This is a genomic window from Tateyamaria rhodophyticola, assembly GCF_047777875.1.
In the GTDB taxonomy this organism is placed as follows: domain Bacteria; phylum Pseudomonadota; class Alphaproteobacteria; order Rhodobacterales; family Rhodobacteraceae; genus Tateyamaria.
The window spans coordinates 1,663,845-1,684,415 of the sequence record NZ_CP180519.1; the positions used below are offsets into that span (position 1 = coordinate 1,663,845).

The window sequence follows — 20,571 nt, forward strand, 5'->3', positions numbered from 1 at the left end:
GCCGGAACTCCCCTTCGCTCGGGCAAGGCTCAGCATCTCAGAAGACGGTTAACAGTTCCTTAAGCGTGGCGGCGTGATCATGCGGTGATCTGTTCGTTTTGGCCGCGCGCAACCGCATTCTCGCCCTCGCGTGCGTCGATCTTGCGCCGGGGCCAGGTGACCTCGACAATCGCGCCCACACGGGTCGCATTCGGATCGTCGCGGGTAAACGGATCGCTGCCATTGGCAAATGTCAGCTCTCCGCCGGACCGTTCCAGCAGCGTCTTGGCAATGAACAGGCCCAGCCCCATGCCCTCGTATTCGGGGCGTTGCTGCCGATCCTCATTTGATTTTCGCCGCCGCACAAACGGATCGCCAATTCGGCCCAGAAGCTGTGGCGGGAACCCGCGCCCGTCATCCATGATGCGCAGCGTGATGATGTCTTTTGTCCAATGCGCCTCGATCCAGACATTGGCGGAGGCGAAATCAACGGCATTCTGCACAAGGTTGCGCAGGCCGTGGATGATTTCGGGTTGGCGCAGGATCGCAGGTTGATCAATCTCGTCGCCCGCATCCGGGTCATGGGTGTAGTGCACGAATTTCCCGCGGTGCATGTGCGGCTCTGCCGCTTCTTGCACGACGGTCATCAAGGGCGCCTGGCGCAGGTGCAGGTCATCCTTGCCGGCGCGGCCCATGTCCCGGAGGATATCGCGGCAGCGGTCCGCCTGTTCGCGGATCAGCGCCGCGTCCTCACGCAATTCAGGTCGATCGTCCAATTCTTCGATCAACTCCGCGCTGGTCAGTTTGATCGTGGCAAGCGGCGTGCCAAGCTCGTGCGCGGCAGCGGCAACGACACCGCCGAGGTCCGTCAGCTTTTGTTCCCGCGACAGCGCCATTTGCGTGGCCGACAGAGCGTCGGACATGGAGTGGATTTCGGACGTCACACGCCGCGAATACGCGCCGAAAAAGCAGATCGCGATGACCAATGCGATCCAGTTGCCAAACACGAACAGCTCCGGAATGCGCAGGATAAACCCCTGCTGCGTGCGCAGCGGGAAATGAAATTCGATCAGCAGCGTGACAAGGACAATTGCCGTTCCCCCGACAAGGAGGGTGGAGCGTGTGGTCAAAACCGCCGCAGAGATCGACACAGGCCCCAACAGGAGCAATGCAAACGGGTTGTGCAGCCCGCCCGTCAGAAACAGCAGAAACGCCAGTTGCAGCAGGTCGAACATCACCATCAGCAGGTTTTCGGTTTCCGTTAAGCGCTTGTTTTCAGGGAAAACAAAGATCGCAATCAAGTTTCCGATCACGGATACTCCAACGGCGAGATAGCACAGGCCCAGTTCCAGCTGCAGGCCGTAATATCGCTGTGCCACGGTCAGGGCCACAAGTTGTCCGCAAATGGCGACCCACCGCAGCAGGATCATGGTCCGCAGGCGGATCCAGTTGGACCGTTGTTGGCCTGTCAGCAGGCTGGTGTCGGGTTGCGCCATTGTGTCACTTTAAGTTTGGTTGAACTGCGGGGCCAAGTTGATAGCTAACATAAAACGGTTCCCGTCCAGAGGTGTCTTATGCCGCGCTTTATTGCCCCGATTGCTGCCCTTGTCGTTGCGCTCTTTGTAGGAGGCATATGGTGGATGTCGCAAGGCGGCGGGCAAGAGGCCGGCTTTGCCCAATGTGGCGCGACGACAATTGCCGGTGACGGCAATCAGATCGGCGGCCCGTTTGAACTGGTCAACGCCCAAGGTGAGACGGTGACCGATCAGGATGTGATCACCGAACCGACGCTGATCTATTTCGGGTACACGTTCTGCCCGGATGTCTGCCCGCTTGATACGGCGCGCAACGCCGAGGCGGTTGATGTGCTGGCAGAACGCGGGATGTCGGTTACGCCCGTGTTCATTTCCATCGACCCAGAGCGGGACACGCCGGAGATCGTAGGCGATTTTGCCTATAACCTGCATGAAAAGATGATCGGCCTGACCGGATCGGAAGAACAGGTGGATGCGGCGAGCAAGACCTATCGCACCTACTACAAGGCGCATGACAAATCCGACGAATTCTACCTCGTGGATCATTCGACATTTTCCTATCTCGTGCTGCCGGAACACGGGTTTGTCGAGTTTTTCCGACGTGATGTTTCGGCAGAAACCATGGCGGACCGCGTCGCGTGCTTCGTTGAAAACGCCTGATTTTTTAGCAAAAGTTTGACGCGTGGGGGGTCGCGCGCCATAGTCTCCTTCAGCCACGAGAAAAACGGGAACTGGAGAATTGCATGGGCGAAGCCGCGATGGACGAGATCGGCGAAGATCGATCGCTGTTGTTGGTTGATGACGACGAGCCGTTTTTGCGCCGTCTTGCAAAGGCGATGGAGAAACGTGGATTCGACATCGAAACTGCGGACAGCGTTGCCGGAGGCAAGGCGATCGCAACCGCCCGCCCGCCCGCCTACGCTGTGGTGGATCTGCGGTTGGAAGACGGCAATGGTCTCGACGTGGTTGAAGTCCTTCGGGAAAAACGGCCCGACGCACGGGTTGTCGTCCTGACCGGGTATGGCGCGATTGCGACGGCCGTGGCAGCGGTCAAGATCGGGGCAACGGATTACCTGTCAAAGCCTGCGGATGCGACAGACATCACCAATGCGCTGCTGGCCACAGGAGACGACCTGCCGCCGCCCCCGGAAAACCCGATGAGCGCGGATCGCGTGCGGTGGGAGCATATTCAGCGTGTCTATGAGCTGTGTGATCGGAACGTGTCGGAAACGGCGCGGCGGTTGAACATGCACCGCCGGACGTTGCAGCGCATTTTGGCAAAACGTTCGCCACGGTGAACCGTCGGACTGGGGGCCAGCCCCAGACCCCCGGGATTTTCTGGAACAGAGACGAGGATGGGGGGCACACCCGATGTGACATGTGCCCCCTGTTTCAGAGGTCGAAACGTTTCAGGATCTTGTCCACGCGCTGACCGTTTTCCATCTCATGATTTTCGATGCGGCCATAGTCGACGAACCCGCGGGATTGGTAGTAAATCAGCCCGCCCTCATTGTCGGCGCGGATGTTGGCGTTGATCCAGCTGTAGCCAAGCGCCTTGGCTGCATTTCGCGTCGCATCGAAGAGCTTTGATCCGATGCCCAGGCCGGTCTGGCCGATCTGCACAAAGGTGGCAATTTCGGCGGCGTTCCGGGGCAGATACTCACCGCCCTGTGCGATCCATTGAAATCCGATGACATCTTCGGCCTCGTTCACGGCAACATGCCAAGCAGCGCGATCATATTTTTCTGCCATCCATGCCGCGAGTGTATCGCCGGTTACCTTGGTTGTGATCGCGGTGGTGCTGCCATCCGCAATGATCGGGTTCAGCAGGCGCGCCATTGAAGGTGCGTCCAAGGCGATGGCGGGGCGGATATGGATCATGATTGCTCCAGCAGGGCTGTGTGACGTGCGGTGAACGCGGTGCGGGTTTCCACCGGAGGGCGCAGAACAATCGTCAGCCCATCCATGATCGAAGGGTCGGGTTTGCCAAAGAACTTGTCCGCTTCGGCCGTGGTAAAACCGGCAATCTGGGTGGCTTCCATCCAGGCGCTGATCTTGTCCGCTTTTTTGATTTGCCGTTTGATTGCACTTGGCACCTTGGCAGGCAGTCCGAAACGGATGTGTACCGCCGCCTCGAGCCGTTCATCAAGGGCGCCGTAACCTGGTCCAACGGCGGCTTTGACCGGGGAAATCATGTCGCCGATCACATATTCCGGTGCGTCATGCAACAACGCGGCCAGCCGCCACTGCGCGGGTGCCTTGGGCGCGATGCGGCCAAAAAGCGTTTCCACCAGTAAGGAATGTTCTGCGACCGAATAGGCGTAATCCCCCATTGTCTGACCGTTCCACCGCGCGACAAAGGCGAGGCCGTGGGCAATATCCTCGATCTCGATATCCATCGGCGTCGGGTCCAGCAGGTCAAGCCTGCGGCCGGATAACATACGTTGCCATGCGCGCGCCTGTTTCGCCATGGGAACCTCCGTTGGATGAGCGGGCTTGGAACCAAATTGCGGGACGATGTGTTTTATCCCTGAAGGAGACACCGATGAAACCCGCAATCTTGCCTTTCTGTCTGATCTTATCAAGCGCTGGTGCAGCGTCTGCGGACGCCATCTGTATGCCCTCTGCAGAAATGGAGGCGAGCCTGATCGATTGGTATGCCGAGGCACCGGTAGATGGAGCGGTTCGCGAGGATGCGCAGATGTGGGCGTCTGATGCGACAGGCACGTGGACGCTTGTTGAGTATCGCGAAGACGGCCTGTCATGCGTGTTGGCGCAAGGTGAAGGTTGGACCCCGCGGGAAACGGATGACCTTATGATTGCCGCGCTGACCGACTGATCTGATCTAGAGCTTCACATCGCGATCTGGCGGCGCATACACGTAGTTGCCGTGCACTGTTCCTACGCTTTTGTAATTCAATCCGCGGAACGTCCGGCTGAGCCATCGGGCATCATCCATGTATTCCAGCACAAGGATGGGACGGCATCGGTGGATAATGTGAAACGCCCCCAACAGCGCCTTTTTCTCATGCCCTTCCACATCGAGCTGCAGGATTGATATGTCACGGTCGCGCGGAACAGCATAATCCAGCATCAGCGCTTGCACCTTTTGAACACCGTCGCCATCCGTATCGACGATACGCGATACGCCGCCCAGTGCCTGGCCATTGCTTTTGTGCGTCTTGAACAGAAGCGTATCGTCCTGGTTTGACAAAGCACCTTGGGTCAACGTCACATTTTTCAGCTTGTTCATCGCAATCGTCTGCTCGGCCGCTGCGAAATTTTCCGGTGCAGGTTCAAACGCCCAGATTTTGCATTTCGGCGCAAGTGCCGCGCTGATCGCGGGGAGGAAGTCGCCAAAGAACGTGCCAGCATGGATGATGTCGCCCTTGCCGGCGTGGGCGCGCATGAATGCGATGGTGTCCGGTTCATAAACCTGCCCCGACAAAACGGCCTTTGCCGCGGGGCGTTTCTCCAATCCTTCGGGCACACAATAAATACCATATTCATTCTGCGCCTCGGGGGCGGCTTTCTTCGGTTTGGGCATTCTGCTCCCCTCGTTTTCACGCCTGTCACGCGCGTTTCCATGGATTGTCCGTACGGTTTGCCGTGACTGTTTGCCAAGGCATAGCACCAATGCTAGGTGCTGCCCAAATGGTAAGGAGCATTCCATGTCGAATGATTACATCGTCAAAGACATCTCGTTGGCTGAATTCGGCCGCAAAGAGCTGGATATCGCGGAAACAGAAATGCCCGGGCTGATGGCTCTGCGTGCGGAATACGGGGAAAGCAAACCCCTGTCCGGTGCACGTATTGTCGGTTCGCTGCACATGACGATTCAGACCGCCGTGCTGATCGAAACGCTGGTCGAGCTGGGCGCCGATGTCCGGTGGGCATCCTGCAACATCTTTTCGACGCAGGACCACGCGGCGGCGGCGATTGCGGCTGGTGGCACACCTGTATTTGCGATCAAGGGTCAGAGCCTGGAAGAGCATTGGGATTACCTCGACAAGTCGTTCCTGTTTGATGATCTGCCGAACATGATCCTCGACGATGGTGGTGATGCGACCCTGTATGTTCTGCTGGGCGCGCGCGCCGAGGCCGGAGAGGACATCATTCCGGTCCCAAGCTCCGAAGAAGAAGAGGTGATCAAAAAGCAGATCGCCAAGCGCATGGCGGAAAGCCCCGGCTGGTTCACCAAAGTGCGTGACCAGATCAAGGGCGTGTCCGAAGAAACGACAACCGGTGTGAACCGTCTCTACCAACTGGTGCGCGACGGTCAGCTGCCCTTCCCTGCGATCAACGTGAACGATTCGGTGACAAAGTCGAAGTTCGACAACAAATACGGCTGCAAGGAATCGCTGGTCGACGGCATTCGCCGCGCCACGGACACGATGATGGCGGGCAAGACGGCCGTGGTCATGGGCTATGGCGACGTGGGCAAAGGGTCGGCGGCGTCGCTGGCCGGTGCCGGTGCCCGTGTGATCGTGACCGAGGTTGATCCGATCTGCGCCTTGCAAGCGGCGATGGACGGGTTTCAGGTGACCACGCTCGAGGATGTCGTGAGCACTGCGGACATCTTCGTGACGACCACCGGCAACAAGGACGTGATCCGCATCGAGCATATGCGCGAGATGAAGGATATGGCCATCGTCGGCAACATCGGGCACTTCGACAATGAAATTCAGGTGGCGAACCTGAAGAACCACAAGTGGACCAACATCAAGGAACAGGTGGACATGATCGAGATGCCGAACGGCAATCGTCTGATCCTCCTGTCCGAAGGGCGCCTCCTGAACCTCGGAAACGCGACAGGGCACCCATCCTTCGTGATGTCGGCGTCTTTCACCAATCAGGTGCTGGCCCAGATCGAACTGTGGACGAAAGGTGAAGAGTACAACAACGAAGTGTACATCCTGCCCAAGCATCTGGACGAAAAAGTGGCGCGTCTGCATCTTGATCGGATCGGCGTGAAGCTGACACAGATGGATGCAGAGCAAGCGTCCTATATCGGTGTAAAGCCCGAAGGCCCGTACAAACCGGAACACTACCGGTACTGATCCACTCCCGGTTTCTGAACCAAAGCCCCGCTTGGCAACAGGCGGGGCTTTTGCATTTTCCGGTATTCTGCCCGGCGATCACTGTACCGACAAACGAACCCTGCGCGGCGGCTCAGCCCCGCTTCGAATACGGACCGGGAGGGGTGTATCAGGTGTCCCGACCCCGCGCGGGATCGGACACGTGATCAATCATTCAATGCGTTTCCAACACCAACGACCGCGCCAATCAGGCCAAAGATGGTGCGCACAGAATTGACAGGGCTTTCCGTTGCCACCACCAGATCGCGCGGGTTCACCTGAAACTTGTTGGCAGCAAAAAGGCCGTCTGCTGATGTCAGGTCAATCGTAAACACCACTTGCTGCCTGTCTGGCCCGGACCCGTCGGATCTGACCTGCTTTCCGCTGTATTCCCGGAGGATCAACACGCCCTTGGGATTTGCGCGGCTGTCCGAGATGCCGCCCAACAAGGCAAGCGCTTCGATGGCAGTGATGTGTTCGCGGTTGAAGGGCACGATTGTTTCGGTGCCGGTGGCGCCGAGCGCCACGAAATATCTTTCGTCTTCTTCAACGATGACTTTGTCGCCGCCGCGCAGAACGACATTCGTCGATGCGCGATCAAACAACGTGTCGGCCCGGATTTCATATGTTTTCCCGTCCCGGATCACCCGGACCAGCGGGTTTTCCAGACTGTCCGAAATTCCGCCCGCGACCGAAATCAGGCTGAGCAAAGAATAGTTGCGGTTGGGAAGAGGATAAGTCCCGGGGCTCGCGAAACCACGTACCGCATCCACCGAATTGTCAGGACCGGCAGAAACAGACAGCTGCACCTGCGCATCCGGCACCACAAGCTCCAGGTCCTGTGAAATCCGCTCCCGCGCCGCTTCGGGTGTTTGACCACGCACGGGCACTTCATTCAGATAAGGCACAAAGATCGTCCCGGCGGGTGAAACCGTCAGCCCGTTGATCGCCACGTTTTTCTGTTCCGCCGCCGTCAGCAGCGAATTTTCCTGGTTGTCCCAGATCACGAGGTCAATCTGGTCGCCCGTGCGGATCAGGTTGGATTTTGGGCCGCGCGCGTCGCTGAACCAATGATAATGGCCCGCCCATCCCGTCACGGGCCACTTGCGCAAACTGGCGATGTTGTCGCGGGTGATCGGAACAACCGAGAACGCGGCATCTTCGGAATTCTGGGATCTGGTGATCTCGCCCTGGATCGCTGCCCCGCGAGGCAAGGTACATGCTGTCAAAGCAAAGCACGAAACACAAATGATGAGCGCGCGGAAAAGTCCGTCCAAGATAATGTCCCCCGGTGGCCTTGCAGCATTGGCCGTTGTCTGCTGTTTACCGGTTATCCGGGCGCAGACCTAGGGTGAATTTGACCTCTACGCGGCACCTCACTCACATTTTTTGTTAACGAATGGCCGTCAGGCGGATTTTTGCGCCGGGTTGCCGAGGTCCTCGGCTTCGATCACCGGGCTTTCGTCCGTTTCTGCATCGTCTTTTGCTGTCCCGGCGTCCATCGCGACGACTGAGCCGCTCGTGTCTTCGTCCCTAGGACCAATCAGCAAGGGCAGCATTTCCGATCCGCCCGGCAGTGACATTTCCGCGTTTGGCGGGCGGGTCCACGTCAGCGTATCGAACGCGTTGCAGTTGCTGCAGGTCGGAGCCCAATCACCGTGAATGTTCTGACAGTTCGAACACACCCATTGCGGGCCGCGCGGCGCTGTCACGGCCCGTGCCAGCCACCCCTGAACAACAGCATCGCTTGCCCCTTCGCCACGTTCAATGGCAGCCATCAAGGTGACGGAACGCGTGGTCGGGTCCGTTTCCACCAGATTGCCCAATGCGCGCCGCGCTGCCGGAAACTCTTCCGCGGCGAGGTTCAATTCCGCCAGCAGCATTTTGGTCTCGGAATCATCCGGTTTGGCCCGCGTCAAAGGGGCAAAGCGTTTGATCCGCGCGGTTGGCGTCTCATCCGGTTCGATCTGCGCAAAGGCGGCGGCAACATCCGGATGCGGTTGCGCTTCCCATGCCTTTTTCAGAACGCGGGTCGCGTATTTCTTTTGCCCCTGCTCGATATAGCTTTGCGCAGCCATGACAGCGGCCGGGATGAGGTCCGGGGACAGACGGTTCGCCTCAATCGCGGTTTCGCGTGCCTCGATCGTGGCATCATCTTCAAGAACCGCACGCGCCTGGCTGAGCGCAAGGACCGCGTTGCGGCGCCGGTGCACATCGCGCGGCAGGCTGCCATGCTTGAGCTTGGCATTCAGTGTTTCGCGCGCACCGGACCAATCTTCCTTGTCTGCCTGCAGTTGCAGCAGAACGTCCTGCGTTTCCACGTGTTTCGGTTTCAGCGCAAACGCCTTCTCCGCCAGTTTCAACGCCGTATCTGTGTCCCCATCCGCGAGCTTCTGCTTGAGGATGCCGCGCACACCCACAAACCGTGTCGCGTCGTTTTCAACCAGCTTGCGGTAAGTCTCTTCGGCCTTCTTGCGGTCACCGGCCATCTCGGCTGCTTGCGCCGTCAGCAGGTTGGTCAACTCGGGCCGGTCGAGGTAGCGGTTCGCTTTCTCTGCCTTGGCCAATGCCAGACGCCCTTCGCCAGAGGCGAGCGCCATCATGCCCTGCGACAAGGCATCGTACCCCTTGGCCGCGCGGTTCCGGTCAAAGTAACGCGACATCGCCGTTTCATCACCGTTCAGGAATTTCCACGTCGCAACCAGCAGGCCAAGCACCTTGAGGCCAATCCAGACGGCCAGCACCAACAGCACAAGGCCAATCACCGATTGCAGCGGGCCAAACGGGTATTCCGTGCCCGCGACGACGATGGTGATTCCGCCCTCACTTTCCAAAAGCCATCCCGCACCCAAGGCGAGCGCAGCGACGGCAACGACGAAAATGACGATTTTCAGGAGTGACCAGATCATGACAGAGGCCCCTTTCAGAGTGCCGACAGGCGTTGCGCCAGTGCGTTGGTGGCCGAAACGGCCTCGTGACGCTGTCGCGCCTGGTTAAGCCATGTGTCCATGGCCGACTTGGCTGCTTCGGGCAGGGCGTCCGCCTCGTTCAGTGCGGTTTCCAGATCTCCGGCGCGCACCGCGGCTTCGACACGGGACAGAACGGCGTCCGGGTCGGACCCCTCACGCGGAACAACGGATCGTCCGCCCAGCTGGCGTTCAAAGAACGACCCAAGGCCGCCGTCATCATCCGCTGCGCGCGCTGCGTTCAGGGCGTCGCGTGCGGCATCGGGGATTTGCGCCTGTAGTTGGGACAGCAATGGAACGCCGTCATTTGCAACCGCGCTGATTGCGTCGGGCACTTCGACAAGGCCGGTTTCGTTGAGCGATGCAAGCGGTTCAGCGAAGGCTGAACCATTGTCGAGCGCGGTGACGATCTGCGCCGCGGCACTCCGGGCCACTGCCGCCTTGGCGGCGGTTTCATTCGCATCGCGCGCGGCCTGCGCCTCGGAGATGAGCGTGTCAATTTCGGCTTGCTGTGACTGTGCCGTGGCGCGTAGCTCTGCCAACGCTGCGTTGAAGGCTGCCGCGGGCAACGTGCCATCGTCGTTTGGCTGCGTGGCAAAGGTATCGAGCCGGGCGTCCAGGGCAGCAATCGCCTCCGCCTGCTCGCTGATCGTACTTTGCAACGGCGACAGGTCCACCGGCTCTACTTCAACCGGTTCGGGCAGGTTGGCGACGGAATCTTCCAACGCTTCGATTCGCGCAGTGGCGGCCTCGAGCGCTTGGGTCATGTCAGAATTGTCGTTCAGTGCGCGCGCCGCGATGAATCCAAGACCTGCCGCGACGACACCACCAAAGAGCAGCGGCCAAACCGGATTGCGCTGCTCCTGCTGGACGGGAACCGGAAGCGGTGTTGCCGCTTTCTCAGGCTCAGGCTCAGGCTCAGGCTCAGGCTCAGGCTCAGGCTCAGGCTCAGGCTCAGGCTCAGGCTCAAGCTTTTCGACTGGCTCCGCCATTTCTACCGGTTCGGCATCTTTGGTATCCGCATCCGAGGCTTTGTCTTCGGGTTCAGACGGGTCCGTAGGGGCCGGATCCTCCACAGGCTCCAACGTCGCATCGATAATGTCGTCATCCGTCTTGGAAGTATCCACCTTGGATGTGGAAGTCTTTTTCGTGCGGGTCTTCTTGGCCAAGGTCTTCCCTTCCGATTCTCGCCGGGGTGCGACGTACCCGGCAAAGTCTACTCTGCGCTCTCTCGCCTCTCAACCCGAAGCCAACGCAAGCGCCGCGTCACCAAGCGCGGTGCTCATCGCAGCGGCATCGGGCGACACAGTGATAATCACTGACGGGCGCAATGGTTCCGGTGCCGCATCCGCAACCGCCGGGCTCAGCGCCAGAACAACCGCATGTCTCAGGACCGGGTCATTGGCAAAAAACTGGTCCGCCGTGCGCGGTGAGAAAAGGGGAATGAGCGTCGGCGCCTCCCCTGCCAGGGCGCGATGTGCCTCTTCGGTCAGGTCACAGCGCACCTGATCATATACCGGGATGTGCCTGATCCGCGCACCTGCTGCGCGCAAGCGGCGCACGATATCGCCGCGTGTGTGCACGCCGGACAGATGCACAAGCGGCTCTGGTGGCATGTCGGCACGCATGGTGTCCACCAGCGTATCGGCGGTCTCTCCCGCTTGCACCGCGTGCCAACCCCGCGCTTGCGCCGCCGCGGCCGTTGCCGCCCCGACGCAAAACGCCCGCCGTCCGCCGCCCTCGGGGGCAAAGCGCACCCCATTGGCTGAGGTGAAGATGACCGCTTCGTCATCCGCAACATGTGCGGGCTGATCCGTCGGCACAATCCGCAACAAGGGGCTGTAGATCGGGTGGAGCAGGGTGCTGATGGTGTCGGGCAAGTCCGCCACGAAACGCTGCGCTGCCGCCAGCGGGCGGGTCATCACCAGCGGGAAAGGCGGATGGGATGCATTGTTCGACACGGACCATGGTGATACCCCGCGCGGGTCCCTTACGCAATGTGGCAGACCCATGCATACGCCTGTGACCATCCTCGGCATTGAAAGCAGCTGTGACGACACCGCCGCAGCGCTGGTGCGCGGGGTGCCGGGTGACATGACGGTTCTGTCATCTGTCGTGCAGGGCCAGAATGACTTGCATGCGGGATTTGGCGGTGTCGTGCCGGAGATTGCGGCCCGTGCGCATGCGGAACGGCTGGACGGTGCTGTTGCGGCCGCACTGGCAGAGGCAGGGGTGACCCTGGATCAGGTGGACGCGATTGGCGTGACATGCGGTCCCGGCCTGATCGGCGGTGTGGTGTCGGGTGTGATGACGGCCAAGGGGCTTTCGGCCGCAACGGGTTTGCCGTTTTATGGGATCAATCACCTTGCCGGCCACGCGCTGACCCCCCGCCTGACAGACGGCGCGGCCTTTCCGTATCTGATGCTGCTCGTGTCGGGCGGGCATTGCCAGTTCCTGATTGCGCATGGACCAGACCGGTTCACGCGGCTTGGCGGCACAATTGATGACGCGCCGGGCGAAGCCTTTGACAAGGTCGCGCGGTTGATCGGGCTGGGTCAGCCCGGCGGTCCCGCAGTAGAGACCGCCGCGCGCACCGGGGATCCGACCCGCTTTGCATTCCCGCGCCCCCTGTCGAACAAGCCGGACTGCAACCTGAGTTTCTCTGGCCTCAAGACAGCGGTCCTGCGGGCACGCGATGATCTGGTGTCGGACCATGGCGGCCTGCCGCAACAGGCGCAGGCCGATCTGGCGGCCAGCTTTCAGCAGGCGGTGGCCGACAGCCTGGGCGGCAAAACACGCCGTGCCCTCGGTCTCTACCTTGCGGAAAACCCTGAAGCGCCGATGATGTGCGTCGCCGGTGGCGTGGCAGCAAACATGACCATTCGGTCAATATTAGAGACGATTTGCGCCGAACATGACGTCCGGTTTTCGGCGCCACCCCTTTCCCTGTGTACCGACAACGCGGCGATGATTGCGGCGGCCACGATCGAACAGATGCAGGGGCGTTCGCCCGATGACATGACCCTGTCCGCGCGGCCCCGGATGCCGCTTGATACAGCAAGCGCGCCGATGATCGGTTCGGGCAAGAAAGGGGCCAAGGCATGAGCATTTCGGTGTTGGGCGCAGGCGCCTTTGGCACCGCTCTGGCCATCACGTTGGCGGAAAAAGGGCCTGTGACCTTGTGGGCGCGCGACACCACCCATTGTGCGGAGATGACACAGGATCGCCAAAACGCACGGCGCTTGCCGGGGCACGTGTTTCCAGGCGATCTCAATGTCTGCGCCGATATCGAAGACGCTCTGCAAGCGACCGTTCTTTTGCTGGCGCTCCCGATGCAAGCGCTGGCCGGTTTCGTGGCGCAACACGATCTGAGCCGAAAGACGGTTGTCGCCTGTTGCAAGGGCATGGACCTGACCAGTGGTCGCGGGCCAAGCACCCTGCTCGTGGATGCAGGACAGGTTGCGGTGCTGACCGGGCCGAGTTTCGCTGGGGACATTGCCCGAGGGCTGCCCACGGCGCTGACCCTCGCCTGCGCCGATGCGGACACGGGTTCTGCGTTGCAGGCGCAGTTGTCGACGGCGACCTTGCGCCTTTACCGGACGACGGATGTGGTTGGCGCCGAATTGGGCGGCGCGTTGAAAAACGTGATTGCCATTGGCTGTGGCGCGGTGATGGGCGCGGGCCTTGGCACCAGCGCCCGTGCCGCCCTCATGACCCGCGGATTTGCAGAGATGCAGCGGCTGGCTGCGACCATGGGGGCGGAACCGGAAACGCTGATGGGGCTCAGCGGGTTTGGCGACCTGGTGTTGACTTGCAGCTCGGATCAATCGCGGAATTACCGGCTGGGCGAAGCCCTGGGTGCAGGCGCCCCGTTCGATCCCGCAATCACCGTCGAAGGTGCCGCCACCGCGCAAGCACTTGAACCATTGGCCGCGCAACACGACCTGCCGGTTTGCGCTGCCGTTGCGGATCTGGTGCAAGGGCGCATAGATGTGGGCCAGGCCATGGCGCGTCTTCTCGCGCGCCCACTCAAGGAGGAATGATATGTTTTACGCATTGATGGCATGGGACAAACCCGACGCACTGGAATTGCGCATGGAAAACCGGCCCGCGCATCTGGATTATCTCGCAAACACTGGCGTCGTGCGGCAAGCGGGCCCCTTCCTGAATGCTGACGGCAAACCCTGCGGGTCGCTTATCATTCTTGAGGTCGCAGACATGGCGGCGGCGCAGGCATGGGCGAACGACGATCCCTATGCCAAGGCCGGGCTGTTCGAGACGGTGAACATCGAGGCGTGGAACCGGGTGCTCGAGGCATGAAGTACTGGTTGTTCAAATCCGAACCGTCCACCTGGAGCTGGGACCAACAGGTCGCCAAGGGTGATGCGGGTGAGGAATGGGACGGTGTGCGCAACTATCAGGCCCGCAACTTCATGCGCGAAATGGCCGTGGGTGACCGCGGCTTTTTCTACCATTCACAGTCGGAAAAGGCCGTCGTGGGCATCGTGGAAGTGATCGCAGAGGCGCACCCCGACAGCACCACGGACGATGACCGTTGGGACTGTGTGGACATCAAGGCCATCGGCCCGGTCAAAACGCCGGTAACCCTTGCCATGGTCAAAGAGGACCCGCGCCTCGAAGAAATGGCATTGATCCGCAATTCGCGCCTGTCCGTGCAACCCGTCACCGAGGCGGAATGGCAGGTTGTCTGCGAAATGGCGGGTGTTGATCCATAAACCTGTTTGAAATTACGCGCCCCTCTGGCACCTTTGTTGCACGATAATGCCAACAGGAGGGACAGATGGGATTTCTTGCAGTGATGGCCGCCGGTATCGCGGGCTTTGTGTTCGGGGCGATCTGGTACACGGTGCTCGCGAAACCCTGGATGGCCGTATCCGGCGTCGCCGTCGATGAAACCGGACAGCCCGCCAACCGGACCAACCCGATTCCCTACATCACCAGCATTGTCGCCACGATCCTTGTTGCGGGCATGATGCGGCATGTCTTTGTCCTGAGTGGCATTGATACCGTGGGTGAGGGGTTAGTCTCTGGCCTTGGTATTGGTCTGTTCATGTCGGTGCCATGGCTGGCCACGAATTACGGATTTGCCGGGCGGCCCTTTCGCCTGACCCTTATCGACGGTGGGTACGCGGCGATTGGCAGTGCGGTGATTGGCACCGTGCTGACGCTATTCTGAATAGGGACGGGAAAAAGGGTTCTGACCACCCTGATCAGAACCCTCGCTCACCCACACGTGCACTCCCAAGAGCCACCACACGTATCTGTAAATTTCGGATCTGACCGTTCTGGTCGGACACTGGATAGGTAGCAAAACACGAGGCTTTTTTCAAACTTTCAATGTTTTGCATTCGACCCAAAAAAGAAACGCCCGCTTAAGGGGCGGGCGTTTACGAATTCTAAACCAAAGCAGCCTTAGCCGTAGACGCTTTCCTTGCCGAAATGCTTGGTCAGCATGTAGTAGACGACGGCGCGGTATTTGTTGCGCTCGGACTTGCCATAGGTTTCGATCACGGAATTGATTGCATCCATCAGTTCCGGGCCGTCCTTGAGGCCGAGTTTCTTGATCAGGAAGTTCTCCTTGACCGTTTCCAGCTCGGACGGCTGGCTGCCCGCGACGGTGGACGCGTCCGCGTTGTAGATCGCGGGGCCGCAGCCGATTGTGACCTTTGTCAGCAGGTCCATGTCCGGTGTCATGCCGCACTTGTTCTTCAGATCATCAGCGTACTGTGCGATCAATTCGTCCCGTTTGCCCATTGTCATTCCCTTTTGTTGGACTTGGCCATGGCTCTGACCTTGGGGCAAAGGTTAATTCAGCAAGCCTGCCGGAACAAAGGAAAAAATGCGCAGGATTTCCCCGTAGGCGGGTTCCTGGCCTCAGAACCGATTGATCTTGATCTCCGGCTTTTCCGCAACACCGCTGTCAGCGGCAAGCATCCCTGAAAATTCAAAGGTATAGCCGCGGATAAAGAAGGACCGGGGTTCTGTCATCTCGATCGTGCGGGCCACCCATTCTTCGGAGAACGCAGCCGTCCAGAGGCCGGGAAAGTCGTGCACGAGGTTATGCATGCAGATCAGGGCAATCCAAATTCCGGTGGCTTTTGCTGCCAGATGCACCTTGTCCGTCATGTGAAACGCCATGCGCAGGACAAAGGCGATCCCAAACGCCAGCGCACCGTCAATGATCATCGTCAGGTCGGGGTCGGCCTGTGCATCAGGTGCGCCGTTGAGATGGAACATGCAGTAACGCGACAAAAGCACAGCGATCAGCCCAAGGACGCAAGCCCCCAAAACCGAGGCAGGATAGCCAAGGTTTGTCACCCATTCCGGCCTGGTTCCGTGCGCGGCCTGCGCCCGCTCCGCCTGAATGTCGAGACGGGCGGAATGCTCAGCGCCAAGTTTGGCAAGCCGCTCGGAAAAGATGTCCTGTCCATTGGCCATGTCGTCACCTTACGTGTGTATTGCGTTGCGAAGGATCACTCGGAGATCAGGGGAACGTCCCGCCCAGCAGATAAAGCGTGTTGGCTTCGGTTTTCTGGGTGGTCTGCTGCACCCATTCTGGTGAAAACGCCTCGGCCCAGGCATCGGGATAGGCATGCACGAGGTTATGCATTCCGATCAGCGACACCCAAATCCCGGCCATCTGCGCAACCATATGCGCCCGGGTTGTCGTGCTGAGGATCACCCGCACAAGGAAGAAGGCGATGCAGAAGGCAAAGATGGCATCCACCATCACCACCAAGCCCGGCTTGGCCGTCGGATCGGGGAGACCCTGGCTGTGGTACATGGCAAAGCGCAAGAGCGGCACGGACAGAAGCCCGATCAACCCGGCACCTGCGGTTGACAACACGCGCCCAAGGTCGATGGTCCACCCTTGCACCGGTCGCGCCCGCGCCATCATGCGGTCATTGCGATGCGCGTGCTGCTCGTCCAAGCGCATCAGTCGTTCTACGAATACATCATCCTGCCACGTCATAATAAGACATCCTGTTCACTGTAATCACAGGTAGAACGTGACGCCGAAGCGCGGCAGAAAAGGGGCACTGTTGAGGAATTGTTACGAATTCATTGCGGAACCCGGTGATTGTTCACCGGATGGTCAGGATTTCGTCCAACGGTTTCTTGATCTTTGCCATCTTGGGAACAGTGGCGTCGGCGGCCGGGTGACCTGTGGCGATGATCATTGTCGCTTTTTCATTGTCCGGCCGCCCCAACAGTTCGCGTAGGAACCCCATCGGGTTTGGCGTGTGGGTCAGTGTCACAAGCCCCGACAGGTGCAGCGCAGTCAGCAGCATGCCCGTGGCGATTCCGACGCTTTCGGGCACATAGTAGTGCTTCTGCTTTGTGCCATCGTCCTTGCTGCCCCAACGTTGGGCAAATACGACGATCAGCCACGCGGCATCCTCAAGATGCGGCTTGTCCGCATCTGTTCCTATGGGCGCCAGCGCATCCAGCCAGTCCTGACCCGCGCCACCCTCGTAAAACTTGCGCTCCTCGGCCTCGGCGGCGTCCCGGATCTGCCGTTTGGTTTCCGGATCACGGACCGCAACAAAGTGCCAGGGCTGTTGGTTCGCGCCGGAGGGCGCGGTGCCCGCCGCGGCAATGCACGCTTCGATCACCTCTTGCGGCACCGGCGCCGGGTCATAGTCGCGCACCGTACGGCGCGTCGCGATTTCTGCGCGAAATGCTTCGGCCTGGTTCAGGGCCTCTTCGTCGGTGATGCGCGGGCGGTTGAGACTGTCGTGACCGTCCATCATCAGAAATCCAGGTTCTCGACACTCAATGCGTTTTGCTGAATGAACTCGCGCCGCGGTTCCACAACGTCGCCCATCAGCTTGGTAAAGAGGTCATCCGCCTCCGCCATGTCTGCGACTTTTACCTGCAACAGTGTACGCGCGTCGGGATCAAGTGTGGTTTCCCACAGCTGATCCGGGTTCATCTCACCCAGACCCTTGTAGCGTTGCAGGCTCAGCCCGCGCTCACCCTCTTCGAGGATCGCGTCGAGCAGGTCCATGGGCCCCATAATCGCCTGCACCCGATCCTTGCGGATCAACGTGGCGGGGGTGCCATAGACGTCTTGCAGGCCTTGGGTAAACGATCCGGTCTTGCGCGCCTCACCGGAGCGCAACATTGGACCATCAAGCGTGCGCACCTCTTCGACGCCACGCAGGATGCGCGCCAGACGCACGCCCTTGTCTTGGGTGATCCGCCCTTGCCAGCCGCGTTCCCATTCGAGCGCAATCAGGTTCAGCCGTTCCGCAACCTTGTCCGCCACCCCCTGCAGGTTGGCGTCAACAGCACCCGGCACAAATGCGCCAGCGATGGCCGCCTGTTCCAGAATGTGGCGCGGGTAATGGGTGGGGAAGGCTTGCAACACGCGTTTCAGCTGCCGCGCGTCGTCCACCACACGGACCAGATCCTGCCCCGTGATTTCTTCGCCATTGCCCTGCCGCAGGATCGCGCCTTCGGTGCCCTGATCAATCAGATAGTCGTCGAGCGCGGTCTGATCCTTGAGATACACCTCGGATTTGCCACGCGAGACTTTGTAAAGCGGCGGCTGCGCGATGTAGAGGTATCCGCCTTCGATCAGCTCCGGCATCTGCCGGTAGAAGAATGTGAGCAGAAGGGTACGAATGTGCGCGCCATCCACGTCCGCGTCCGTCATGATGACGATCTTGTGGTAGCGCAGTTTCGAGATGTCGAATTCATCCCGCCCAATTCCGGTGCCCAGCGCCATCACCAGGTTGCCGATCTCCTGGCTGGACAGCATCCGGTCAAACCGCGCGCGCTCCACGTTGAGGATCTTGCCGCGCAGGGGCAGCACGGCTTGCGTACGCCGGTCGCGCCCCGTCTGCGCCGATCCCCCGGCGCTGTCACCCTCGACCAAAAACACTTCGGTCTTGCTCGGGTCCTTTTCCGAACAATCCTTCAGCTTGCCCGCGAGGTAGTTCACGTCCATCGCCGTCTTGCGCCGTGTAAGCTCGCGCGCCTTCCGCGCCGCCTCACGGGCCAGCGCGGCCTCGATGATCTTGCCCACGATGATCTTGGCCTCGTTCGGGTTCTCCTCGAACCACTCGGCCAGCTTTTCGTTCACCAGACCTTCGACAGCGGGGCGCACCTCGGAACTGACCAGCTTGTCCTTGGTCTGAGAGCTGAATTTCGGATCGGGCACCTTGACCGACAGCACACAGGTCAGGCCTTCACGCGCATCGTCACCGGTAAAGTTCACCTTTTCCTTCTTCGCGATGCCGGAGATCTGGGCATAGTTGTTGATCGTCCGCGTTAGCGCGCCGCGAAAGCCCGCCATATGCGTGCCGCCATCCCGCTGCGGGATGTTGTTGGTAAAGGGCAGGACGTTCTCGTGATAGCTGTCGTTCCACCACATCGCGACCTCGACCCCGATGTCGTCCTTTTCCCCTTGGATAAAGATCGGTTCGGGCATGACGGAGGATTTCGAGCGGTCGAGATACTTCACGAATTCCTTCACCCCACCCTCATAGAACAGCTCGGTTCGCAGGTGTTCGACCGGGCGTTCGTCCACCAGAATGATCCGCACGCCCGAGTTCAAGAAGGCCAGCTCGCGCAGACGCTTTTCCAACGTCTCAAAACTGTATTCGAGGTTCGAAAACGTTTCGGTCGATGCAAGGAACCGTACCTCGGTTCCGGTGCGGTCACCCGCGTCACCGACGACCTCCAGATGCTTGGTCGTCTCGCCATGTTCGAACCGCGCCACGTGTTCCTTGCCATCGCGCCAGATGCGCAGTTCCAGCCAGACTGAAAGCGCATTCACCACGGACACGCCCACACCGTGCAGACCGCCGGACACTTTGTAGGAGTTGCTGTCGAACTTACCGCCGGCGTGTAGTTGGGTCATGATGACCTCGGCCGCGGAAACGCCCTCTTCCTCGTGGATGCCAACCGGAATACCGCGCCCGTTGTCGCTGACCGACACGCTGGAATCGTCGTGGATTGTGACCGTGACGGCGTCCGCATGACCCGCCAGCGCTTCGTCGATGCCGTTGTCGACGACCTCGTACACCATGTGGTGCAGGCCGCTGCCATCGTCGGTGTCCCCGATATACATGCCCGGGCGCTTGCGCACCGCTTCCAAGCCTTTGAGAACCTTGATGGAATCCGCGCCGTAATCTTCGGGCGATTGCTCGTTATCTGCCATTTGAGGGCCCTTTGTATTCTTGCCCCAAATATACGGTTTTTCAGGGGGATTGTCACGCAACTGACACAAGATTTTGTGGCGCGGCCAAAGGGGTTATCCCGCGTGCCGCGCTCTGTCTGTCATGCCGCCTGTGCGCCGATTTTCTGCACCTCGCGCGTCCAGCGTTCGACAAGGCCCGGCTTGGGATGGCTGGCGCCGGAAAAGTAGGTGAACCGGGTCGGTTTGATCCCGACAAACCCAAAGACCTGTCCGGTCAGTTGCCGCAAAAGCGCACTGCCATGCACCATGCGCAAGTACCACCGCGGGCTGTCTGATGTCAGAATGATGCGCCCGGTCTTGCCCGTCAGCATCGGCGACGGCATCCCCAAACGGTTGAGGTTGCGCGTGTCATACGCCCGCCCCGGCAGCAAAATGCGATCCAGCAAACCTTTCAGTTTCGCCGGCAGTCCACCCCACCAGATTGGCGCGGACATCACCACGTGGTCTGCCCACTCTAGGTCCTTCAGAACCGCTTCGATCTGAGGTTCCAATGGTTTCCAGTGCGAATATCCACCGTCCCCGAAATCCATATCGAATTCCAGATCGGACAACCGGACAACCCGCACATCGTGCCCTGCCTCCTGCGCAGCTTGGGTGTAGGTGTCTGTAAACAGCCGGGACAGGGACTGTGTCCCGGGGTGCCCATCAAGGACAGTGATGCGTTTCGGGTCCATGAGTATTCTCCTGCTAAAAGTGACCATGGTCAATTTCTAAAACAGTAAAAATGACCGTGGTCAATATAAAATTTGACCTCGGTCAAATTATTTGAAACAAAAGGGGTC

The 20,571-nt window shown here is 59.9% G+C and carries 23 protein-coding genes; 9 read left to right on the top strand and 14 right to left on the bottom strand.

Features of this window, described 5'->3' with window-relative positions; all coding sequences use genetic code 11:
- Positions 1-77 precede the first annotated feature (77 nt).
- Positions 78-1,475, bottom strand: a complete 1,398-nt coding sequence (gene regB, locus ACERHN_RS09830) for a sensor histidine kinase RegB (RefSeq protein WP_415922455.1) — start codon at positions 1,473-1,475, stop codon at positions 78-80.
- Positions 1,476-1,553: 78 nt separating this feature from the next.
- Between regB and ACERHN_RS09835 the strand changes: the two genes are divergently transcribed.
- Together ACERHN_RS09835 and ACERHN_RS09840 are read left to right on the top strand one after the other, a co-directional pair.
- Positions 1,554-2,174, top strand: a complete 621-nt coding sequence (locus tag ACERHN_RS09835; protein ID WP_415922456.1) for an SCO family protein — start codon at positions 1,554-1,556, stop codon at positions 2,172-2,174.
- A gap of 83 nt (positions 2,175-2,257) precedes the next feature.
- The gene (locus tag ACERHN_RS09840) at positions 2,258-2,812 is read left to right on the top strand and encodes an ActR/PrrA/RegA family redox response regulator transcription factor (RefSeq protein WP_415922457.1); all 555 of its coding nucleotides are present in this window, start codon (positions 2,258-2,260) and stop codon (positions 2,810-2,812) included.
- Between the two features lie 94 nt (positions 2,813-2,906).
- Here the strand turns inward: ACERHN_RS09840 and ACERHN_RS09845 are convergent, their stop codons facing one another.
- Together ACERHN_RS09845 and ACERHN_RS09850 are read right to left on the bottom strand one after the other, a co-directional pair.
- Complete coding sequence (locus ACERHN_RS09845; RefSeq protein ID WP_415922458.1) at positions 2,907-3,395, bottom strand: GNAT family N-acetyltransferase; 489 nt, start codon at positions 3,393-3,395, stop codon at positions 2,907-2,909.
- On the bottom strand, positions 3,392-3,985 hold the full coding sequence (locus tag ACERHN_RS09850) for an HD domain-containing protein (protein WP_415922459.1): 594 nt from the start codon (positions 3,983-3,985) through the stop codon (positions 3,392-3,394). Before ACERHN_RS09850 ends, ACERHN_RS09845 begins: the two co-directional genes overlap by 4 nt.
- Positions 3,986-4,131: 146 nt before the next feature.
- Here ACERHN_RS09850 and ACERHN_RS09855 point away from each other — a divergent pair, with 146 nt between their 5' ends.
- Positions 4,132-4,353, top strand: a complete 222-nt coding sequence (locus ACERHN_RS09855) for an S-adenosyl-L-homocysteine hydrolase (RefSeq protein WP_415922460.1) — start codon at positions 4,132-4,134, stop codon at positions 4,351-4,353.
- Positions 4,354-4,359: 6 nt separating this feature from the next.
- On the opposite strand, the gene ACERHN_RS09860 is transcribed toward ACERHN_RS09855, so the two are convergent.
- Positions 4,360-5,061, bottom strand: a complete 702-nt coding sequence (locus tag ACERHN_RS09860) for an FkbM family methyltransferase (protein ID WP_415922461.1) — start codon at positions 5,059-5,061, stop codon at positions 4,360-4,362.
- A 124-nt stretch (positions 5,062-5,185) separates the two neighbouring features.
- On the opposite strand from ACERHN_RS09860, the gene ahcY reads away from it, so the two are divergent.
- On the top strand, positions 5,186-6,574 hold the full coding sequence (gene ahcY / locus ACERHN_RS09865) for an adenosylhomocysteinase (protein WP_415922462.1): 1,389 nt from the start codon (positions 5,186-5,188) through the stop codon (positions 6,572-6,574).
- Positions 6,575-6,759: 185 nt separating this feature from the next.
- Here ahcY and ACERHN_RS09870 read toward each other — a convergent pair whose 3' ends face one another.
- The 4 genes from ACERHN_RS09870 to ACERHN_RS09885 all read right to left on the bottom strand — a co-directional run bounded on the left by ACERHN_RS09870 (position 6,760) and on the right by ACERHN_RS09885 (position 11,480).
- Positions 6,760-7,806, bottom strand: a complete 1,047-nt coding sequence (locus ACERHN_RS09870; RefSeq protein WP_415922463.1) for a polysaccharide biosynthesis/export family protein — start codon at positions 7,804-7,806, stop codon at positions 6,760-6,762.
- 192 nt (positions 7,807-7,998) lie between these two features.
- Positions 7,999-9,501, bottom strand: coding sequence for a heme biosynthesis protein HemY (locus tag ACERHN_RS09875; RefSeq protein ID WP_415922464.1), 1,503 nt, complete (start codon positions 9,499-9,501; stop codon positions 7,999-8,001).
- Between the two features lie 14 nt (positions 9,502-9,515).
- Positions 9,516-10,685, bottom strand: coding sequence for a COG4223 family protein (locus ACERHN_RS09880; RefSeq protein ID WP_415922465.1), 1,170 nt, complete (start codon positions 10,683-10,685; stop codon positions 9,516-9,518).
- 111 nt (positions 10,686-10,796) lie between these two features.
- A complete protein-coding gene (locus ACERHN_RS09885; protein ID WP_415922466.1) occupies positions 10,797-11,480 on the bottom strand; it encodes a uroporphyrinogen-III synthase in 684 nt (227 codons plus the stop codon).
- Positions 11,481-11,568: 88 nt separating this feature from the next.
- Here ACERHN_RS09885 and tsaD point away from each other — a divergent pair, with 88 nt between their 5' ends.
- The 5 genes from tsaD (at position 11,569) to ACERHN_RS09910 (ending at position 14,755) form a co-directional block, all read left to right on the top strand.
- Complete coding sequence (gene tsaD, locus ACERHN_RS09890; protein WP_415922467.1) at positions 11,569-12,663, top strand: tRNA (adenosine(37)-N6)-threonylcarbamoyltransferase complex transferase subunit TsaD; 1,095 nt, start codon at positions 11,569-11,571, stop codon at positions 12,661-12,663.
- Positions 12,660-13,601, top strand: a complete 942-nt coding sequence (locus tag ACERHN_RS09895; RefSeq protein WP_415922468.1) for an NAD(P)H-dependent glycerol-3-phosphate dehydrogenase — start codon at positions 12,660-12,662, stop codon at positions 13,599-13,601. The genes tsaD and ACERHN_RS09895 overlap by 4 nt, the downstream gene beginning before the upstream one ends.
- Before the next feature lies 1 nt (position 13,602).
- A complete protein-coding gene (locus ACERHN_RS09900; RefSeq protein ID WP_415922469.1) occupies positions 13,603-13,878 on the top strand; it encodes a YciI family protein in 276 nt (91 codons plus the stop codon).
- A complete protein-coding gene (locus ACERHN_RS09905) occupies positions 13,875-14,294 on the top strand; it encodes an EVE domain-containing protein (RefSeq protein WP_415922470.1) in 420 nt (139 codons plus the stop codon). The genes ACERHN_RS09900 and ACERHN_RS09905 overlap by 4 nt, the downstream gene beginning before the upstream one ends.
- Positions 14,295-14,359: 65 nt before the next feature.
- The gene (locus ACERHN_RS09910) at positions 14,360-14,755 is read left to right on the top strand and encodes a DUF1761 domain-containing protein (protein ID WP_415922471.1); all 396 of its coding nucleotides are present in this window, start codon (positions 14,360-14,362) and stop codon (positions 14,753-14,755) included.
- 236 nt (positions 14,756-14,991) lie between these two features.
- Here ACERHN_RS09910 and ACERHN_RS09915 read toward each other — a convergent pair whose 3' ends face one another.
- From ACERHN_RS09915 to ACERHN_RS09940, 6 genes are all read right to left on the bottom strand, one after another.
- Positions 14,992-15,333: a DUF2853 family protein gene (locus ACERHN_RS09915; RefSeq protein WP_415922472.1), complete on the bottom strand. Its 342-nt coding sequence runs from the start codon at positions 15,331-15,333 to the stop codon at positions 14,992-14,994.
- A gap of 120 nt (positions 15,334-15,453) precedes the next feature.
- Positions 15,454-16,017: a hypothetical protein gene (locus ACERHN_RS09920; protein WP_415922473.1), complete on the bottom strand. Its 564-nt coding sequence runs from the start codon at positions 16,015-16,017 to the stop codon at positions 15,454-15,456.
- A 46-nt stretch (positions 16,018-16,063) separates the two neighbouring features.
- Positions 16,064-16,552: a hypothetical protein gene (locus tag ACERHN_RS09925; RefSeq protein ID WP_415922474.1), complete on the bottom strand. Its 489-nt coding sequence runs from the start codon at positions 16,550-16,552 to the stop codon at positions 16,064-16,066.
- 112 nt (positions 16,553-16,664) lie between these two features.
- A complete protein-coding gene (locus tag ACERHN_RS09930; protein WP_415922475.1) occupies positions 16,665-17,333 on the bottom strand; it encodes a nitroreductase family protein in 669 nt (222 codons plus the stop codon).
- A complete protein-coding gene (gene gyrB / locus ACERHN_RS09935; RefSeq protein ID WP_415922476.1) occupies positions 17,333-19,750 on the bottom strand; it encodes a DNA topoisomerase (ATP-hydrolyzing) subunit B in 2,418 nt (805 codons plus the stop codon). The genes ACERHN_RS09930 and gyrB overlap by 1 nt, the downstream gene beginning before the upstream one ends.
- A 119-nt stretch (positions 19,751-19,869) precedes the next feature.
- A complete protein-coding gene (locus ACERHN_RS09940) occupies positions 19,870-20,463 on the bottom strand; it encodes an NAD(P)H-dependent oxidoreductase (protein WP_415922477.1) in 594 nt (197 codons plus the stop codon).
- Between the last annotated feature and the right edge of the window lie 108 nt (positions 20,464-20,571).

Bases quoted from the DNA above. Each gene is read 5' to 3' on its own strand.
- regB (WP_415922455.1), bottom strand. From the start codon at position 1,475: ATGGCGCAACCCGACACCAGCCTGCTGACAGGCCAACAACGGTCCAAC.
- ACERHN_RS09835 (WP_415922456.1), top strand. From the start codon at position 1,554: ATGCCGCGCTTTATTGCCCCGATTGCTGCCCTTGTCGTTGCGCTCTTT.
- ACERHN_RS09840 (WP_415922457.1), top strand. From the start codon at position 2,258: ATGGGCGAAGCCGCGATGGACGAGATCGGCGAAGATCGATCGCTGTTG.
- ACERHN_RS09845 (WP_415922458.1), bottom strand. From the start codon at position 3,395: ATGATCCATATCCGCCCCGCCATCGCCTTGGACGCACCTTCAATGGCG.
- ACERHN_RS09850 (WP_415922459.1), bottom strand. From the start codon at position 3,985: ATGGCGAAACAGGCGCGCGCATGGCAACGTATGTTATCCGGCCGCAGG.
- ACERHN_RS09855 (WP_415922460.1), top strand. From the start codon at position 4,132: ATGCCCTCTGCAGAAATGGAGGCGAGCCTGATCGATTGGTATGCCGAG.
- ACERHN_RS09860 (WP_415922461.1), bottom strand. From the start codon at position 5,061: ATGCCCAAACCGAAGAAAGCCGCCCCCGAGGCGCAGAATGAATATGGT.
- ahcY (WP_415922462.1), top strand. From the start codon at position 5,186: ATGTCGAATGATTACATCGTCAAAGACATCTCGTTGGCTGAATTCGGC.
- ACERHN_RS09875 (WP_415922464.1), bottom strand. From the start codon at position 9,501: ATGATCTGGTCACTCCTGAAAATCGTCATTTTCGTCGTTGCCGTCGCT.
- ACERHN_RS09885 (WP_415922466.1), bottom strand. From the start codon at position 11,480: ATGACCCGCCCGCTGGCGGCAGCGCAGCGTTTCGTGGCGGACTTGCCC.
- tsaD (WP_415922467.1), top strand. From the start codon at position 11,569: ATGCATACGCCTGTGACCATCCTCGGCATTGAAAGCAGCTGTGACGAC.
- ACERHN_RS09895 (WP_415922468.1), top strand. From the start codon at position 12,660: ATGAGCATTTCGGTGTTGGGCGCAGGCGCCTTTGGCACCGCTCTGGCC.
- ACERHN_RS09900 (WP_415922469.1), top strand. From the start codon at position 13,603: ATGTTTTACGCATTGATGGCATGGGACAAACCCGACGCACTGGAATTG.
- ACERHN_RS09905 (WP_415922470.1), top strand. From the start codon at position 13,875: ATGAAGTACTGGTTGTTCAAATCCGAACCGTCCACCTGGAGCTGGGAC.
- ACERHN_RS09910 (WP_415922471.1), top strand. From the start codon at position 14,360: ATGGGATTTCTTGCAGTGATGGCCGCCGGTATCGCGGGCTTTGTGTTC.
- ACERHN_RS09915 (WP_415922472.1), bottom strand. From the start codon at position 15,333: ATGGGCAAACGGGACGAATTGATCGCACAGTACGCTGATGATCTGAAG.
- ACERHN_RS09920 (WP_415922473.1), bottom strand. From the start codon at position 16,017: ATGGCCAATGGACAGGACATCTTTTCCGAGCGGCTTGCCAAACTTGGC.
- ACERHN_RS09925 (WP_415922474.1), bottom strand. From the start codon at position 16,552: ATGACGTGGCAGGATGATGTATTCGTAGAACGACTGATGCGCTTGGAC.
- ACERHN_RS09930 (WP_415922475.1), bottom strand. From the start codon at position 17,333: ATGATGGACGGTCACGACAGTCTCAACCGCCCGCGCATCACCGACGAA.
- gyrB (WP_415922476.1), bottom strand. From the start codon at position 19,750: ATGGCAGATAACGAGCAATCGCCCGAAGATTACGGCGCGGATTCCATC.
- ACERHN_RS09940 (WP_415922477.1), bottom strand. From the start codon at position 20,463: ATGGACCCGAAACGCATCACTGTCCTTGATGGGCACCCCGGGACACAG.